9 protein-coding genes are annotated in these 15,879 nt (G+C 69.8%); 6 read left to right on the forward strand and 3 right to left on the reverse strand.

Annotated features, from left to right (window positions below; translation table 11 throughout):
- Positions 1-88: 88 nt before the first annotated feature.
- Positions 89-577: a TetR/AcrR family transcriptional regulator gene (locus ACFYUS_RS34880; RefSeq protein WP_388861666.1), complete on the reverse strand. Its 489-nt coding sequence runs from the start codon at positions 575-577 to the stop codon at positions 89-91.
- 171 nt (positions 578-748) lie between these two features.
- On the opposite strand from ACFYUS_RS34880, the gene ACFYUS_RS34885 reads away from it, so the two are divergent.
- The 3 genes from ACFYUS_RS34885 (at position 749) to ACFYUS_RS34895 (ending at position 4,734) form a co-directional block, all read left to right on the forward strand.
- Positions 749-2,290, forward strand: coding sequence for an MDR family MFS transporter (locus ACFYUS_RS34885; protein WP_388861541.1), 1,542 nt, complete (start codon positions 749-751; stop codon positions 2,288-2,290).
- A gap of 48 nt (positions 2,291-2,338) precedes the next feature.
- Positions 2,339-3,781 (forward strand): aldehyde dehydrogenase, encoded by a 1,443-nt coding sequence (locus ACFYUS_RS34890; protein WP_388861543.1) that lies wholly within the window; start codon positions 2,339-2,341, stop codon positions 3,779-3,781.
- Between the two features lie 152 nt (positions 3,782-3,933).
- On the forward strand, positions 3,934-4,734 hold the full coding sequence (locus tag ACFYUS_RS34895; RefSeq protein ID WP_388861545.1) for an SDR family NAD(P)-dependent oxidoreductase: 801 nt from the start codon (positions 3,934-3,936) through the stop codon (positions 4,732-4,734).
- A 247-nt stretch (positions 4,735-4,981) separates the two neighbouring features.
- On the opposite strand, the gene ACFYUS_RS34900 is transcribed toward ACFYUS_RS34895, so the two are convergent.
- Both ACFYUS_RS34900 and ACFYUS_RS34905 read right to left on the reverse strand, forming a co-directional pair.
- A complete protein-coding gene (locus ACFYUS_RS34900; protein WP_388861547.1) occupies positions 4,982-6,685 on the reverse strand; it encodes a dolichyl-phosphate-mannose--protein mannosyltransferase in 1,704 nt (567 codons plus the stop codon).
- A gap of 560 nt (positions 6,686-7,245) precedes the next feature.
- Positions 7,246-11,844, reverse strand: coding sequence for an NPP1 family protein (locus ACFYUS_RS34905; protein WP_388861549.1), 4,599 nt, complete (start codon positions 11,842-11,844; stop codon positions 7,246-7,248).
- A 1,025-nt stretch (positions 11,845-12,869) separates the two neighbouring features.
- On the opposite strand from ACFYUS_RS34905, the gene ACFYUS_RS34910 reads away from it, so the two are divergent.
- The 3 genes from ACFYUS_RS34910 (at position 12,870) to ACFYUS_RS34920 (ending at position 15,878) form a co-directional block, all read left to right on the forward strand.
- Positions 12,870-13,238, forward strand: a complete 369-nt coding sequence (locus ACFYUS_RS34910; protein WP_388861551.1) for a helix-turn-helix domain-containing protein — start codon at positions 12,870-12,872, stop codon at positions 13,236-13,238.
- A gap of 382 nt (positions 13,239-13,620) precedes the next feature.
- The gene (locus ACFYUS_RS34915; protein WP_388861553.1) at positions 13,621-14,052 is read left to right on the forward strand and encodes a CU044_2847 family protein; all 432 of its coding nucleotides are present in this window, start codon (positions 13,621-13,623) and stop codon (positions 14,050-14,052) included.
- A complete protein-coding gene (locus ACFYUS_RS34920) occupies positions 14,052-15,878 on the forward strand; it encodes a trypsin-like peptidase domain-containing protein (protein ID WP_388861555.1) in 1,827 nt (608 codons plus the stop codon). Before ACFYUS_RS34915 ends, ACFYUS_RS34920 begins: the two co-directional genes overlap by 1 nt.
- Position 15,879: the final 1 nt, after the last annotated feature.

Here is a 15,879-nt window from a genome sequence, read left to right on the forward strand (position 1 = left end):
ATGTTCTTGACGTACAGCCACTCCCTACGGCGTTCGCCGGCGGCGATACGTGGAGACATGTGTTTCTCGACCGAGAGCCGTCGCGGTGTCAGGGCGCTCCGGTTCCGTGCAGAAATGTGTCGACGACGACGTCGGCCGCCTGGCCGGGGCTCAGCTCGGCGCTCTGTCGGGACACCAGGTGCATGAGCTGGGGCAGCAGCGCGCCCGCCCATCCTTCGGGAAGGCCGGGACGGAGCAGTCCTTCCTCGGTGGCGCGTTCGAGAAAGGCGTCGACGTCGCGGACGGCGGCGTCCCGGCGTGCGTGGACGGTGTCGTCGGCGAGCATGCGCGTGAGGTCGACCGGCCAGGTGCGGTTGACGGTGATGATGTTCTCGACGTAGCGGTGCAGGGCGACGGCGACGGGGGCTTCGCGGAGCCGCGCGTCCTCGATGGCCTCTTCGATGGCCGTCAGGCGGGCTTTGTAGATGGCGGCGAGGAGGGCCTCGCGGGAGTCGAAGCGCCGGTAGACGGTGCTCCGGTCCACCCCCGCCTCGGCGGCGATGGCCGCCATGCTCGCGCCGGGGTCGGCGGCGAGCATCCGTGCTCCGGTGGTCAGGACGGCTTCCAGATTGCGTGCTGCATCGGCTCTCACCGCCCCGAGTCTAGCCAGGAAATGTGGAGCCTGATCCAGCTATAGCCACTGGCGTGTGGAGAAGCGCCCATCAAGTGCTACATTGATGTGGCAGATACTTCAGGAAAGGCAACTCTGATGTTGAAGTCATTATCGTCCTCGTCCCCCCGGACAGGTGGGGTGGCCGCCGCCATGAGTGCGTTGGTCCTCGCGGTCCTCCTGGCGGCCCTCGACCAGACGATCGTGTCCACGGCACTGCCCCGGATAGCCCAGGACCTGAACGGGTTCGACGACATCGCATGGGTCAGCGCCGCCTACCTCCTCGCGTCGACGGCGGTCACACCGCTGTGGGGAAAGCTCGGCGACATGTTCGGCCGCAAGCGCCTCTACCTGACCGCCACCACGGTCTTCCTGGTCGCGTCGGTGGCCTGCGGCCTGGCGCGGAACCTGCCCGAGCTGATCGGAGCCCGGATACTCCAGGGCGTGGGCGGCGGCGGCATGATCGTGCTGACCTTCGCCCTGGTCGGCGACATCGTCGCCCCGGCCGAACGAGGCCGCTACCAGGCGATGTTCGGTTCGGTCTACGGCGTCGCCAGCATCGTCGGCCCCCTGCTGGGCGGTGTCTTCACCGACCAGCTGTCCTGGCGGTGGGCCTTCCTGATCAACCTGCCCGTCGGCGCGGTCGCCCTGGTCGTCGCCGCGCGGGCGCTGCCCGCCGGGGCCAAGGGGGCCAGGGCCCGCATCGACTGGCCGGGCGCCACCGTCCTGGCGGCGATCGCGACCGGCCTGGTCCTGATCACCTCGTTCGGTGAGCGCTGGGGCTGGGGTTCGCCGGCCGTCATCGGCCTCGTCCTCGCCACGATCGCGCCGGCCGCGCTGCTGGTGCCCGTCGAGCGCCGCGCGGCGGCCCCGGTCCTGCCGTTGAACATGCTCGCCTCCCGGACCGTGGTCTCCTCCTCGCTCATCGGGTTCTTCGCCAACGCCGCGATGTTCGCCGTCCTGGTCTACCTGCCGACCTACCTCCAGATCGTCCACGGCGTCTCGGCCACCCTGTCCGGCATCCACATGCTGCCGCTGGTCGTCGGCCTGGTCATCAGCCAGTCACTGGCCGGACGCTGGGCCGCGCACATCGAGCGGCTGCGGGTGATCCTGCTCGCGGGTCTGGCCGCGAACCTCGCCGGGCTGCTCCTGCTGGGCACGATCGGGGCCGCCACCGGCACCCTCGCGCTGAGCGCCTACTTCCTGATCACCGGAGTCGGCATCGGCATGGTGCCCATGGTCGTGCTGACCACCGTCCAGAACAGCGTGCCCACCGCCGACCTCGGTGCCGCCAGCGCCGTGGTCACCTTCGCCCGCTCCATCGGCGCGGCCTTCGGCGTCGCCGTCTTCGGCACCCTGCTCAACAGCGGCTTCGCCGCCCGCACCAGCGGCCTGCCGACCACGGCAGGGTTCGACGCCGCGCGCCCCGACACCATCGGCCGGCTTCCCGCCACCCTGCGCGACACCGCACTGGACGCCTTCGCCCACGCCACGGCCGCCGGATATCTGTGGATCGCCCCCGCTCTCGCCGTCGGCATCCTCCTCGCCGCCTTCCTCAAGCCCGCCCGGAGGCCCGGAGCCACGGCTCCCGCTCCTGCCACCCGGCCCGCCCCTGCCCAGGACACCGTCCAGGCCGCCTGAACCACCGCACAGCACGCCACGACCGACCACCGGAAAGAGAGAAGACGCATGATCACCTACGACCGGCTTTTCATCGGAGGCTCCTGGGTGGAGCCGAGCGACCCGGAACTGCTGGACATCGCCTCGCCGCACGACAGGTCGGTGGTCGGTCGCGCCGCGCAGGCACGGCCGGCGGACGTCGACCGCGCGGTCGACGCGGCACGGGCGTCCTTCGAGACGGGCGAGTGGCGGCTGACCCCGCCGGCGGAGCGGATCGCCGTCCTGCGGCGGTTCAACGCGCTGCGCGAGGAGAACGCGGAGAAGATCGCGCACCTGATCTCGCTGGAGAACGGGTCGGCCGGATGGTTCACCCGCGCCGGACAGCCCGGTCTCACCCGGCAGGCGAACGCCTACCTGAAGGCGGCGGAGGAGTTCGCCTGGGAGGAGACCCTCGCGCCCTCCGACCCCGCGTCCCCGGTGCGCAGCGTGGTGCGCCGCGAGGCGGTCGGCGTGGTGGCCGCGGTGATCCCGTGGAACTCGCCGTTCTCGTCGGCCACTTCGAAGATCATCCCCGCTCTGCTCGCAGGCAACTCCGTGGTCCTCAAGGTGTCCCCGGAGAACTCGCTGAGCATGGGCTTCCTCGCCGAGCTGCTGGAGCGGGTGGGCCTGCCCGAGGGCGTGATCAGCGTCCTCGCCGCGGACCGGGAGACCAGTGAGCACCTGGTCTCCCACAAGGAGGTCGACAAGATCGCCTTCACCGGCTCGACACGGGCCGGCCGCCGCATCGCCGCCATCGCGGGCGAGCAGCTCAAGCGCGTCAGCCTGGAGCTGGGCGGCAAGTCCGCCGCCGTCATCCTGCCGGACGCCGACCTCGACAGGGCCGTCGCGGGCCTGAAGTTCGGCTCCCTGCTCAACAACGGCGAGTCGTGCATCGCGCAGACCAGGATCCTGGCCCCCCGCAGCCGTTACGAGGAAGTCGTGACCGCGCTGAAGGACATGGTGGAATCGCTGAAGGTCGGCCACCCGGACGACCCCGACACCTTCATCGGCCCGATGATCCGCCCCGACCAGCAGGAACGGGTGCGCGACTACATCCAGCTCGGCATCGACGAGGGCGCCCGCCTGGTCACCGGCGGCCCGCACATCCCCGAGGGCCTGGAGAAGGGCAACTACGTCACCCCCACCGTCTTCGCCGACGTCGACAACGCGATGCGCATCGCACAGGAGGAGATCTTCGGGCCCGTCCTGGTGGTCATCGCCTACGACGACGAGGACGACGCCGTCCGCACCGCCAACGACTCCGAGTACGGCCTCTCCGGCGGCGTCTGGTCCTCCGACGAGGAGCACGCCCTGGCGGTCGCCCGCCGCATCCGCACCGGCACCGTCACCGTCAACGGCGCCTCCGTCGCGTTCGACGGCCCGTTCGGCGGATTCAAGGCCAGTGGCATCGGCCGCGAATACGGCGCGGTCGGCCTCGGCACCTACACCGAGTACAAGACGATCACCGTCTGACCTCCAGCCGGGGCTCCCTGGCCGGTGGCCCCACTGAGCAACCCCTCCGGCTCGTCCCGACCCGGGAGAAGTCCACGACCGCGTGTTCAAGAGCCGCGGCACACTTTCCCGGCCGTCGGGAACGGCACGGGACGACAGAGAAAGAAGCAGGCATGAACCTCGATCTCACCGGAAAGCGCGCGCTCGTCACCGGCTCGAACTCCGGGCTCGGTGAGGCCACCGCGAAGCTGCTGGCGGCCGAGGGCGCGGCGATCGTGGTGCACGGGCGGGACAAGGAACGCACGGAAAGGGTCGCGCGGGACATTCGTGACGCCGGCGGGATCGCCACCACGGTGGTGGGCGACCTGGCCGACGACGAGGCCGCCGCCGACGTCGCCCGAGCGGCGACTTCGGAGGGACCCGTCGACATCCTCGTCAACAACGCCGGCTTCTACCGACACCTGTCGTGGGCCGAAGCGAGCCCGGACGAATGGCGGGACACCTACAACACCAACGTCGTCTCGGGTGTCCGGATGATCCGGCACCTGGTCCCGGCGATGCGGGAGCGTGGCTGGGGGCGGGTGGTCACGATCGGCGGCGGCCTCGCCTCCCAGCCGATGAACACCCACCCGCAGTACAACGCCACCCTGGCGGCCCGGCACAACCTCGCCGTCTCCCTGGCCCGCGAACTGAAGGGCACCGGCGTCACCTCCAACGTGGTGTCCCCCGGAGCCATCCTGGTCGAGGCCACCAAGGAACTCGTCACGGAGATCGGCCCTGCCCGAGGCTGGGGCGACACCTGGGAAGAGATCCAGCCCAACGCCGTCCACGCGCTCATCCCCAACGACCAGGAACGGTTCGGCGAGCCGGACGAGATCGCGGCAGCGGTGGCGTACCTGTGCAGCGACTACGCCCAGTACGTCAGCGGAGCCACCATCCGCGTGGACGGCGGGCTCATCCGATCCGCGTTCTGAGCCGGACGCGGACGGCACGCCGCCACTGGGCCCCGGAAAACGGCGGGCTACCCGGCAGCGCCGTCCGGGGCGGCGGGCACGGGCGCGGACGTGGCACCGGCCTCGCGAAACCCTGGGCCGGCCGGTCGGCCGCGGCCCCCACGAGGTGCACGACCTGGTCGAGGGCGGTCCGGGCTTCGCCGCGCGGCAACCTTCCCAGGCGGCGGCGTGCCGCGTCCGGGACACCGCGACGAAACCCGCCCCGGCCTCAGATCCAGGTGTCGAGCCACATCCTGGCGTGCCAGTCGGCGTACGGGATCGTCCGGCCGGTGTAGATCGGGAAGAGATGGACGAAGTTCCAGGCGACGAGCAGGACCAGCACACCCGCGGTGATCGAGCCGTACGCACGGCGTCTGCGGTTCACCCCGGGCGGGCCCAGCAGGGCTCCCAGTGCCATGGTGACGGCCAGGCACAGGTAGGGCACGAAGACGACCGCGTAGAAGGAGAAGACGGTGCGGTCCTGGTAGAGGAACCACGGAAGGTAGCCGGCCCCGGCCGCGCACAGGATCGCACCGGAGCGCCAGTCGCGGCGCCATGCCCACCGGTAGAGCAGGTACACGAGTGCGCAGCATGCCGACCACCACAGCACCGGAGTGCCGAGGGCGAGGACGGCCTGTGAGCAGGCGCCCGCCGTGCGGCACCCTTCGGTGCCCGAGCGCGGCGACGCGTAGGAGAACAGCACGGGGCGGCCGAGGACCAGCCAGCTCCACGGGTTCGACTCGTACGGATGGGGAGTGTGCAGCCCCACGTTGAACCGGTACACCCCGTACTCGTAGTGCCAAAGGCTGCGGAGCGGTGCCGGAATCCACGACCAGGTCCCGCCGCGCCCGTCGGCCCAGTGACGTCCGTAGCCGTCGTCGGACAGGAACCAGCCGGTCCACGTCACCAGATACGTCACGGCGGCGACGAGGGCGAGGGACAGCACCGACCGGCCGAGGTCCTTGCGCAGCACCGCACGGTAAGGGCGGTACGCGCCCGCCACCCGCCGGGCGCCGACGTCCCACAGCAGGCTGAGGAGCACGAAGAAGGCCAGGTAGTACAGGCCGTTCCACTTGGTCGAGGAGGCCAGTCCCAGGAAGAGGCCCGCCGCGAGCCGCCAGGGACGCACACCCGTCCCCGCGTGGTCGCCGACGGGACCGTACGGGCGTATGCGGCCGTCCTCGTCGGGCGGGAGCGCGCCCGCGAGCCTCGCACGAGTGCGGTCCCGGTCGATGAGCAGGCATCCGAACGACGTCAGGACGAAGAACATGACGATGAGGTCGAGCAGCGCGGTCCGGCTCATGACGTAGTGCAGACCGTCCAGCGCCATCAGGAGGCCGGCCACACAGCCCAGCAGCGTCGAACGGAACAGCCGGCGGCCTGTGCGGCACAGCATCAGGACCGACAGCGTGCCGAGGGCCGCTGTCATGAACCGCCAGCCGAAAGGGTCGAGGCCGAACATCCACTCGCCGAGGGCGATCACCCACTTGCCCGTCGGAGGGTGCGCGACGAACGCCCCGGTCCCGGAGAGAGGGACCACCTGAGGATCGGCCAGGATCTGTGGGTCGGTGGTCCCACGGTCGGGCCAGTCGCTCTCGTAGCCGAGCCGCAGCAGGGACCAGGCGTCCTTGGCGTAATACGTCTCGTCGAAGACGACCGCCCGCGGGCTGCCCAACCGCCAGAAGCGAAGCAGCCCCGCGAGGAGCGCCACCAGGACCGGTCCGCCCCAGGCGGACCGGTGCGCCGCCCGGACCGCCGAGCTCGGCGACAGCCCCAGCGTGCGCCAGATCCATGTCCGGGGTGCGGGAAACGGCGCGACCAAGCGGTCATGGACGGACGCGTGAGGGCGCTCGACATGCCCGAAGTCGCGCAGTCGCCGCTCCCAGGACACGGGCTGACTGCCTGTGGTGATCGGTGCGTTCTCATCGGTCACGTGACGGACTCTCCACTGACGGACTCGGCAGAGACATGACGGGGCGGGGTTCATGGGCCGAGGGCCCGTTCTCAGCGAAAGCGTTCGGGAGAACCAGCAGTACGACTCCGAGTCCCGCGAGGACGAGCACGGAGCAGGTGGCAGACCGCGCCGTCCCGGCCCGCCTCCCGCATCGCAGCCTGCAGACGGCCGCGTGTCCCGTAGGGCGTGCACTCCTGACCGTCACGCATCATGCGCGCCGGCTCCTGCTCGAAGTGATCCACGGTCCCTCCTCCCTCCAACGGGTTCGGTCGCCTCGGCCATGAGGCGACGCGACCGTGCGACACCGCGGGCCGTGAGCGAACGAGCGGTCCCCACGGGCGGCGGATCGGGCAAGACCATCCACCGGCTGCTCCCCCCAGCGACGCCGCGCCGAGCGAGCCGCCGCGCGGACCGGAACCTCCGGGTGGCACGAACCGATGGAGCTCCTCGGTCCGCGACTGCGCAGGCACGTGTCGGGGCCGACCGAGGCTCACACCTCGGTCGGCCCCGACACGGGGAACCGTCTCCCCGGCCGGTCGTCAGCCGCGCGTCATCGCGAAGACGTGCAGCGTGGGCCTGCCGGGAGCGGCCGCGGCGCTGACGTCGGGCAGTTGGACACTGACCGGTGTCTTGCCGGACTGCAGTGCCACACCCACGTAATAGACGTAGCCGGCATGGTCGTACCTCTGGTTGTTCCGGCGGTTCTGGTACGCCGTGCTGATGGCGACGTCACCGGTACCGCCGAACCAGTCCTGGCCGCTCAGGGTGAACTGCTGGCTGGTGCCGTCCGAGTAGCGGATGGTCGCGGTGCCTCCGGCGGGGCCGTAGCTGGAATCGACGAGGAAGCCGAGTGTGCTCCCGCGGGTGCCGTTGATCGCCACGGTCTGACCGGAGGAGACGACGTTGTCCAGGCCACCGGTGGTGACCGTGCCCGTGGTCGCGTTGCCGCCGGCGGTGGCGGGCCAGACGAAGTCGAGCCCGTTGTGGGAGACCTTCGAGCCCGCGGTCACGCCGGCCGCGCTGAGCGCCTGTGCGGAGAGGCTGCTGCCCCATCCGTCGAGATCACCCACGTCGGTCGCGGTGTCCTGGGTGACGACCACACTGTTGAAGGCGGACGCGAGGTCGTCCACGGCGTCGCCGAGCCCCATGGCGTAGACGTGCAGCGACGGCGTCCCCTCGGTGGCCGCGGTGCTGACGGCGGGCAGCTTGACGCTGACCGGTGTCTTGCCGGACTGCAGGGGCACACCGACGTAGTGGACGTATCCGGGAGCGTCGAACTTCTCGTTGCCCTGACGGTTCTGATACGCGGAGCCGACGGCGACCTCACCGCTCGCGCTGAACCAGTCGGGGCTGCTGAGACCGAACTCCTTGCTCGACCCGTCCTTGTAGTACACGGTGCCGGTGCCCCCTGCGGGGCCGTAGCTGGCCGAGACCAGGAAGCCGAGCGTGTCACCCGTGCCGCTGACCGCGATGGTCTGACCGGAGGCGACCGTGTTGTCCGGCTGCCCGGTGCCGGCCGCGGCGGGCCAGGTCAGGGCGACCCCGTCGTGGGCGATCGTGGAACCGGGCGTCACCCCGGACGCGGCGAGCGCCTGCGCGGAGAAGGTGGCCCCTCCGCCGTCGATGTCACCGGCGTCGGTAGCGGTGTCCTGCGTGACCGACACGTTGTCGAAGGTGGAGGCCAACGACGGTGCGGCAGGTCCAGGGGTGGGAGCGGGCACCTGCTCGGCGATGCCGTCGAGGTAGTGGATGCCTGCGGTGACGCTGAGGCCCACCAGGCGCTGTGCGTCCATCCTGGCCCACTCCTTGGAGATCAACTGGGCCAGTTGCGGCTTGCCCTCCTTATTGGCGGCGGTGACCATCGCGTCCATGAGGGCGTTGGCCGAGTCGACCTGGGATTGGGTCATGACGACCGTGTCGGCCTGGTCCGTGCCCACCGCCTTGAACACGGGCGTCCAGTCCTGGATCGTCTTCACGAACTGGTCCAACAGCGGTCCGCTGAGACTCAGCGTGGCGTCGACGTCTTTCCTGTTGTCGAGGAAGAGCTTCTCGTAGTAGACGACAGCGGGCGACTGGGAGACTGCGCCGGTCTCGTACATGTGGATCAGTGAGCCGGCCACGTCCTCGAGCGAAGCACCGTCGGCCGACAGCGCCCCGGAGTTGTCGTAGACCTGCTCCAGGGTCAAGCACGAGATGGTGATGCCGCCGGCGCAGCCCTCAGGCCGCGGGTCCGGGGTGCTCGACGTGATCCCGACTTCGTTCGTCCAGACGCTGTTGGTGACGGAAGCCTGACGGGACGCCGGGCCGTAGAGGTCGGAGGCTGCGGTCACCATCGCCGTCTCGGCGTCGGCGAATGTCGACGTCGGGGAAAGGTACTGCGTCAGAGCCCTCCACAGGATGGCGGTGGTGGTATCGGGGTCCATGAGAACGGACATGCGGTAGAACGCGTAATTCGGAATTCCGCTGTTGGTGTGCACGCCACCATGATCGAAACACGTCTGGGAGTACGCGCTCATGTGCCTCGGGTGACCGTAGGCAGTGGGGTCGGCCATGGACCGAATGGCCCCCAAGGCCTTCATGTCGGAACCTACCAGCCAGTCGTTCTTTCCCTTTGCCGCTCGCTCGGTCATTTCACCGAAGAAGTCGGAGATGCTCTCGTTCAGAGATCCGGATTCGAACGCGTACTGGAGGCCTGCGGTGTTCTGGGTGACGCCGTGCGTCATCTCGTGGCCGGAGACGTCCTGCGACAGCATGCCGTCGCCGTACGTCATGGACGAGCCGTTCCAGAACGCGTTCTTGAAGTTCGTGTCGTAGTGCACGTAGGACTTCAGCGCCATGCCGGCGCCATCGATGCTGTTGCGTCCGAACCTGTCCTTGAAGAACCTGTAGACCACGCCGCTCTGGTCGTACGCGTCGTTCGCGTCGGCGTCGCCGGTGGGCGACCCGCCCTCCCCCCTGACCTGTACGGCTGCGGCGGAGTTCGTCTGGTGCTTCATGTCGAAGACCAGGCGATTCAGGGTCGTCTGCGGGTTGCCCGGGGAGCCGTCGTCACGGTTGTAGTCGAAAGAGAGGGACGGAACGTCGTCGCAGACCTGGACTCCATCGGGCAAGTCGTGGCATTCCTCGACCGTCGGGACGGCTCCGGCGAGGTTGCCCGCGAACGCCGAGTCCTTGGTGCCCATCGTCGCGTGGCCGAAGTCCGCGCCGTAGAGCTTGTCCCTCAGCCCGCTGGGGAAACCGTTGTAGGAGACGAGCGTCGGCCGCCGCCAGTTGTGATAGTGGTTCTCCGGAGGCTCGTCGCCCGTGTTGGCGAAGCGGAAAGCGTGGGTGGAGCCGCCGTCCTTGTGGTACACGATCTTGGGGTGGGTGCCGTCCCAGAGGACCTCGCCGGCCGGTCGGACCGCGTACCCGCCATGCGCGGACGCGGCCACGTACTGCGCCTTGTCGTCCTTCACCCAGACCGCGATGTGCTCCCAGTCGTGGACGTGTCCTCCGGCGTCGTCGGCGAGCTCGACCGCCACGTCCTTCTCGAAGTAGTAGTCATAGAGGTAGACACACCATCCGGAGTTGCACCGCTGCCGGGAGTACGCGTTGGTGTTGTCCAGATCGGACTGGTCCCGGCAGTAGGCCGAGGAGGTCGTGTTGTTGTGGTCCAGACCCTGGGATATGGCGCCGTCCGCACCGATCGCCGGAACGTTGTAGCAGGCTTCGGTGTCGTAGTCGAGGGCCGGCGCCCACTTGAGGTCATTCGGGGTGGCGTTCTGCGGCAGGGCCCTCGGCGGGTCGGGAACCGCGGCCGCGGCCGTCTCGGTGAGGGGCTGGACGCCGGCGATGACGCCCTCGTGCAGAGCGTCGACGAAGACCCGCTCGCTGAACCCGCCCTCGTCCATCACATCGATCTGCCAGGCCAGGGCCGAGGGACTCTTGAACCCCTGTCTCGCAGGACCGGGGTACACCACCAGAGAGGGATCACCGGTCGTCCTGGCATGCTGCATGACCTTGGCGGCGACGGCGACAGCGCCCTTCCGACTGACCGTCGGAACCGTCGAGTCCGGGGGGATCAGGTCGGGGCGCAACCCGTTGGTGACGGCGGTCACCGTCGTCCTGTCGCGGTCCAGGTGCACCCCCAGCCGGGCGTTGTACACCCGCACGCCGTCGATCGACTGGTCGTACCAGACATGCTGGGCGCCCTTCGGGTCGGCCAACTGGACGCGGCCGGTGCCCTTCGACAACATGCCATCGGTGTCCGCGACACCGAAAAGCCTCGCATGCGCGCGGAGCCACGCCGGAACGTCACCCCCCGCCAGTCGGCTGCGCAGACCACCCAGCGTCGAGGGAGTGCCCGTCTGCGGATTCTCGGCCACGTCGATCTCGCGGCCGCTCTCACGCCGGAGCTCCTTCACCGCGTCACCGACCCCTGAAGCCCGCCACTTCGGCAACGGCTCCGTGCGCCCGGGCGCCGCCCCCACGGTACCCACGGACACCACCGAGGCGACCACCGCGACCACGGTCGTGACCACCGTCCCCCGTACGACCCGCTGCCGCGCGGCCCGTACGTCCCGATCCGAACGCCGCCCCGTCGCGGGGAAGAACCGCACGACGGCACCACCGACCGCCACCGCCCATCCGGCCGTCGCGACGACCGCCCAGAGGGTCGACGTCGACAGCTCCATCCCCACAGCCGCGCCAGGGTCACGGGTCGCCACCTGAGCGATACCCGCGAGTGCAGCGTACGAACCCGCCGAGGCCACCAGCAACGGCCACTTCGGAAGCGCGAGAACGCGCGCCGTGACAGCGACGAACCACCCGAGCACAGCAGTACCGAGCAGCGCACCGATCCCCACGAGGAGCAGCGCGGAGCGGTGCTCGAACACCCAGGGCGCTGTGATGGTCCCCGAGAACGGCGCCATGCGCCACCGGACAGGCACCCCGGAACCGGCAACGAGTCCCGCCACGGTGCCCGAGAACCCCGGGGCGAGGTGCTTCGCCACCAGAACGTCAAGATACGTACTGCTGTGCGCGATCACGACGCGCAGGGCGACCTGCACGGCGACCAGCGCCGAGACCAGCCCCACTAAACCGGCGACGAGCGAGACACCGGCGATGTGCCAGCCTCTTCGGAGCAACTCTTGTCTCAACTGACTCTCCTGATGGTGGCTCCGAACAGCTCGGAGCACGCCGAGTAGGCCCAAGGCCCTTGGTGTGTGTCCTGACTTCTGCCGTCTGACCCGCAGATGAGAGGCGGTCGTCGCCCATCACCCCTAGCGGTTCGATCGGCAGAGACATCCGAGAACGGATGGCGCGGGGCAAGCCGGATCGCGCTCATCCACTCGAGGGCACAACCTACTCACATGTATGTCGTCGGTACAGAGGGCACCGGGCCTGTTTGCGTAGGAGATTCTTCTTTGCTGGTGTGTCACCGGTTTGACAGGTGTTCGAGCTGGTCGGGTCTGAAGTCCCTGCCGGTGGAGACGTGCTGACGGGTTCACAGGGTGTGCAGACAGGTTGGCCGACGATCGCCATGACATGTGATGATCTCGAAGGGACGGGGACTCAGGTCTGGGCCGGGCGAGGCCACGACCGAGGACGCTGACGCCCAGATGGATGCCGAAGTCTGCTGCTGTGCCGGCGTGACGCTCCGAGGAGGAACGGGACTCACGCTCGATCTCCTCTGCCTGACGAGCCGACTGCCGAGCCGACTGCCGGTCCGACTCCCGGCAGCTTCTGCGGCTCAGCCCGCCCACCCGATGCCACGGACCTCGACCGCTACGACATGCGGCATGTCCTGGACCCGGCCCGCCGCCCGACCGCCTCCACCGAGCCGGCATCCCGGACCTCGGTCCAAGCCCGCCACACCATCCTGGCCGGCCGGAACCTCCGCTCGGGCGACCGGCCCGGCCTCGAAACAGGAAACGTGGGCCCTGCGCGCGCTCTACCAGGCCCTACGGGCCGTGATGGTCGAGGCCGCCGAGTCCGTCCCCGGCACCGACCCTGACCGTTGCTGCTTCACCGTGGCCTCCAAACCGCCCGCGACCAGGTCGTCCAGGCGGCCGGGATCGTTCCCGACGAGCACGGACCCCTCGGGCTGATCGGCCGCCGGGTGCCGGCCCGACTCCTTGCGCCCCGCCGTCACCGGACCAGCACCCGCAAGGTCAAGTCGCCGATGTCCCGCTACAGCGAACGACGCGACAACGGCCGCCCCGATCGCGGCCGCACCATCACCGACCTCACCGTCACCGTCCTCGAGCCCGGCCCCGAACAGCCGCCTTTGCCCAAGGCCTCCCGAGACGACCGCTACACCGTCACAGCCCAGCGCCGACGGCACCGCATCCTCGCCCTGCTGCAGGACGACCCGACCCGCCTGTGGAGACCCGCGGAGATCGCCGCCCGTTTCGGCGACATCACCCTGCACACCATGTATCGGCAGCTGTCCCGATGGGCCAAGACCGGGCTCATCCACACGCTCGGACCCGGCCCCTACACAGCCACAGACTGGACCTCACCCCCCTTGCCACCAGCGGAAATCCGTTAACTTCCCTGCCTTGGCGGAAGACCCGGGTGACCTCGTCGTAGTACCGCTTCCCGCTCGCGTGGGGATGCTCCCTACCCCTGCCCCGACGACGGAGACCCGGCCAACTGCTCCCCGTATTCGTGGGGATGGTCCCATCGGCGCGCGCCACCGAGACCGTACGTACTGCTGCTCCCTGCGCCTGCGGGGATGGTCCCCTCGCCGTTCGTGGGGTTGGCTTCCTCGACCGCGTGGGTCGTTGTCAGTCCTGGCCATGGCGAGTGTCCTGCCGGTGAAGTGGATCTCCTGCCGGGGTGGGGCGATTCGCTGACAAGCGCGGCACCGTGCGACCAGAATGGTGAGTGATCCAACTGGCTGGCCCACGGGGGTTGTTGTGAGTACGTTCATGGAGTTCGGCACGGAGAATGGCGCGGTCCTGGTGGAGGCCGATGGTCTCGCCCCGGGGCAGCGGCCGGTGTCCCGTGGCGGCAACTCCCTGGTCCGGGCGGGCCAGACCTTCGACGAGGCCCTGGCGGGCATCCGCACGGCGGCCGAGTCCGCTCTCGCGGTGTTTCGCGGCGGCTCACTCCAGCCGGACGGTGTCGAGCTGGAGTTCGGGGTGAAGCTGACCGCCGAGGCGGGAGCGGTGATCGCCAAGACAGCGGTCGAGGGGCATTTGACGGTGCGGCTCTCGTGGACTCCGGACGGTCGTGGCGTAGAACACGTGGTCTCGGTTCCGGACCAGTCGTTCGAGCCGCGGCCGGGCCTGCGTGATGTCCCTCAGCGCGCAGGCTCCGTTCATGAGATGGGTGAAGAGGCGCTGTCCGAGGCTCGGTGATGCCAGTCTCTCCAGCGTGGCACGCCCGCGTCGACCACGCGGACACGGTCCTGGGATCTGCTTTCCTGGTCACCTCCAATATGCTCCTGACCTGCGCTCATGTCGTTCACCACGTCGACGAGGTCTCGGTCTGGTTCCCCGGTGCACAGGCCCTCGGTAGCGTTCCCGCACGAGTGACCGCACGCGGCCCGTGGGGCGGATCGCCTGCCGACAGCGGTGACATCGCAGTGCTCACACTCGACCGGCCGGTCGGAGTGGAGCCGATCGTCTTCGCCGAGCCGGAGGGCGCGGAGGACGTGGGCGATCCACCCCGACTGGTGGCGTACGGCTTCCCCGAGGGATACGGGCAGGAAGGCGCCCAGACCGAGTTGCGGATGACCGCTCCCGGGCAGCTGATCCACAACGAGTGGAACCAGGTCGAGTACTGGTCGGGGTACGGGCAGGAGCCCTCGCACGGCTTCAGCGGGGCCGCCGCGATGCGCGCCGGGGACGGCAGGGGTGTCGGGATGGTCGCCTCCTACGACCCTGCCGCACGCAATGCCCGGATCATTCCCGCCCGGGTGCTCGCCCGGCACGTCCCGGCCCTCGCCGACTTTGTGCCCACACCCGGCTGCACGGCCGAGGAGAAGCGTGAGCTGCGCGAGTTGGTGCACCGGGTCGAGCGGTGCGGGCCCCTGCCTGTGCCGGTGGATCGGCTGGTACGTGTCGCGGCCGGCCGTTTCGGGTTCGCTGCTCCGACGGTTCCCGACGGCCTCTGGCAGGGCGTCTGGTACTTACTCACCGAGAGCCGTCCGACCGGTGGTCATTTCCCTGTCGCCGAGCTGGTGTCCCTCCTCGCTGGCCAGGTGACCGACGAGGAACTGCGCCGCGGGCTCCGCTCCTGGGTCCGTGCCCACCACGCCCGCCAGGCCGCGGAGTGCACGCCCCCGGCCGGAGGCGGGACACTCGGCGGGGCGGCCCGCCCTGCCGTCAAGACGGTCCGACCGCTGGAGTCCGAGTCCGTGGACCCGGGGGCCCCGCTGCCCTGGGCTCCGATCCTGGTCGAGGTGCGACGCAGCGGCGCCGACAGCGGGACGGTCCTCGCGGAGGTCTCTGTCTACCGGGGCGGCGACCGGATCCTGGTCAAGGCGGACCAGCTCACCGCGGGCCGATTACGCGGCTGGGTGGTCGACCGGATCGACGAGGCCTACGAGGACATCGTCGACGGGCGTCCGCTGGTGGCCTTCGCCCTGCCCAGGGGCTGGCTCAACAAGGACGTCGACCAGTGGACCCGCAAGCGGGACAAGGAGCCGCCACTCGGATGCCGTTCGCCGGTCGTGGTACTTGACCACGACCGGCGGACGAGGGGCCGGCATCAATTCCAGCTGCGGCGCGTGTGGGACGAGCTCGACCGGCAGGACGGCTCTCCGTTGCATCGCATCGGCTGCGCCATCCGCTACCGGGCCCCTCAGCTCTCTGTCCTCCTCCAGGACGTGCGGGGACCGGTCGGCTTCTCTCGCCCGCCGACGGCGGCCCGGGAGCGCGGTCTGTACGGCGCCGCCCTGGACGCGCCGGCGCCGATCGTGCTGTGGCCGCGCAGCGGCCACCCACCAGGCGAGCCATGTGCGGGGGACTGCACGGGGGCCGACTTTCTGGACCGGATCGCGGAGCGGATCTCGCTCCTGCCGCCCTCCGAACTGCCAGAGACGATCTTCCGGCTGCGCAAGGAAGCGTTTCTCCACGAAGGCCCCGAACCGCACTGGGCGGCGGCCGGCGTCTCCCTGGTCTGGGAGGACCCGCGCCGCTTCCCCGAAGCCCGGCCCCTGGGCCGCTCCCCGGTCTCCTGAC

It is taken from the genome of Streptomyces sp. NPDC004284 (assembly GCF_042874035.1).
In the GTDB taxonomy this organism is placed as follows: Bacteria; Actinomycetota; Actinomycetes; order Streptomycetales; family Streptomycetaceae; genus Streptomyces.

Coding starts and splice junctions, on each gene's coding strand:
- ACFYUS_RS34880 (WP_388861666.1), bottom strand. CDS start 577: ATGCTCGCCGCCGACCCCGGCGCGAGCATGGCGGCCATCGCCGCCGAG.
- ACFYUS_RS34915 (WP_388861553.1), top strand. CDS start 13,621: ATGGAGTTCGGCACGGAGAATGGCGCGGTCCTGGTGGAGGCCGATGGT.
- ACFYUS_RS34920 (WP_388861555.1), top strand. CDS start 14,052: ATGCCAGTCTCTCCAGCGTGGCACGCCCGCGTCGACCACGCGGACACG.
- ACFYUS_RS34890 (WP_388861543.1), top strand. CDS start 2,339: ATGATCACCTACGACCGGCTTTTCATCGGAGGCTCCTGGGTGGAGCCG.
- ACFYUS_RS34895 (WP_388861545.1), top strand. CDS start 3,934: ATGAACCTCGATCTCACCGGAAAGCGCGCGCTCGTCACCGGCTCGAAC.
- ACFYUS_RS34910 (WP_388861551.1), top strand. CDS start 12,870: ATGTCCCGCTACAGCGAACGACGCGACAACGGCCGCCCCGATCGCGGC.
- ACFYUS_RS34885 (WP_388861541.1), top strand. CDS start 749: ATGTTGAAGTCATTATCGTCCTCGTCCCCCCGGACAGGTGGGGTGGCC.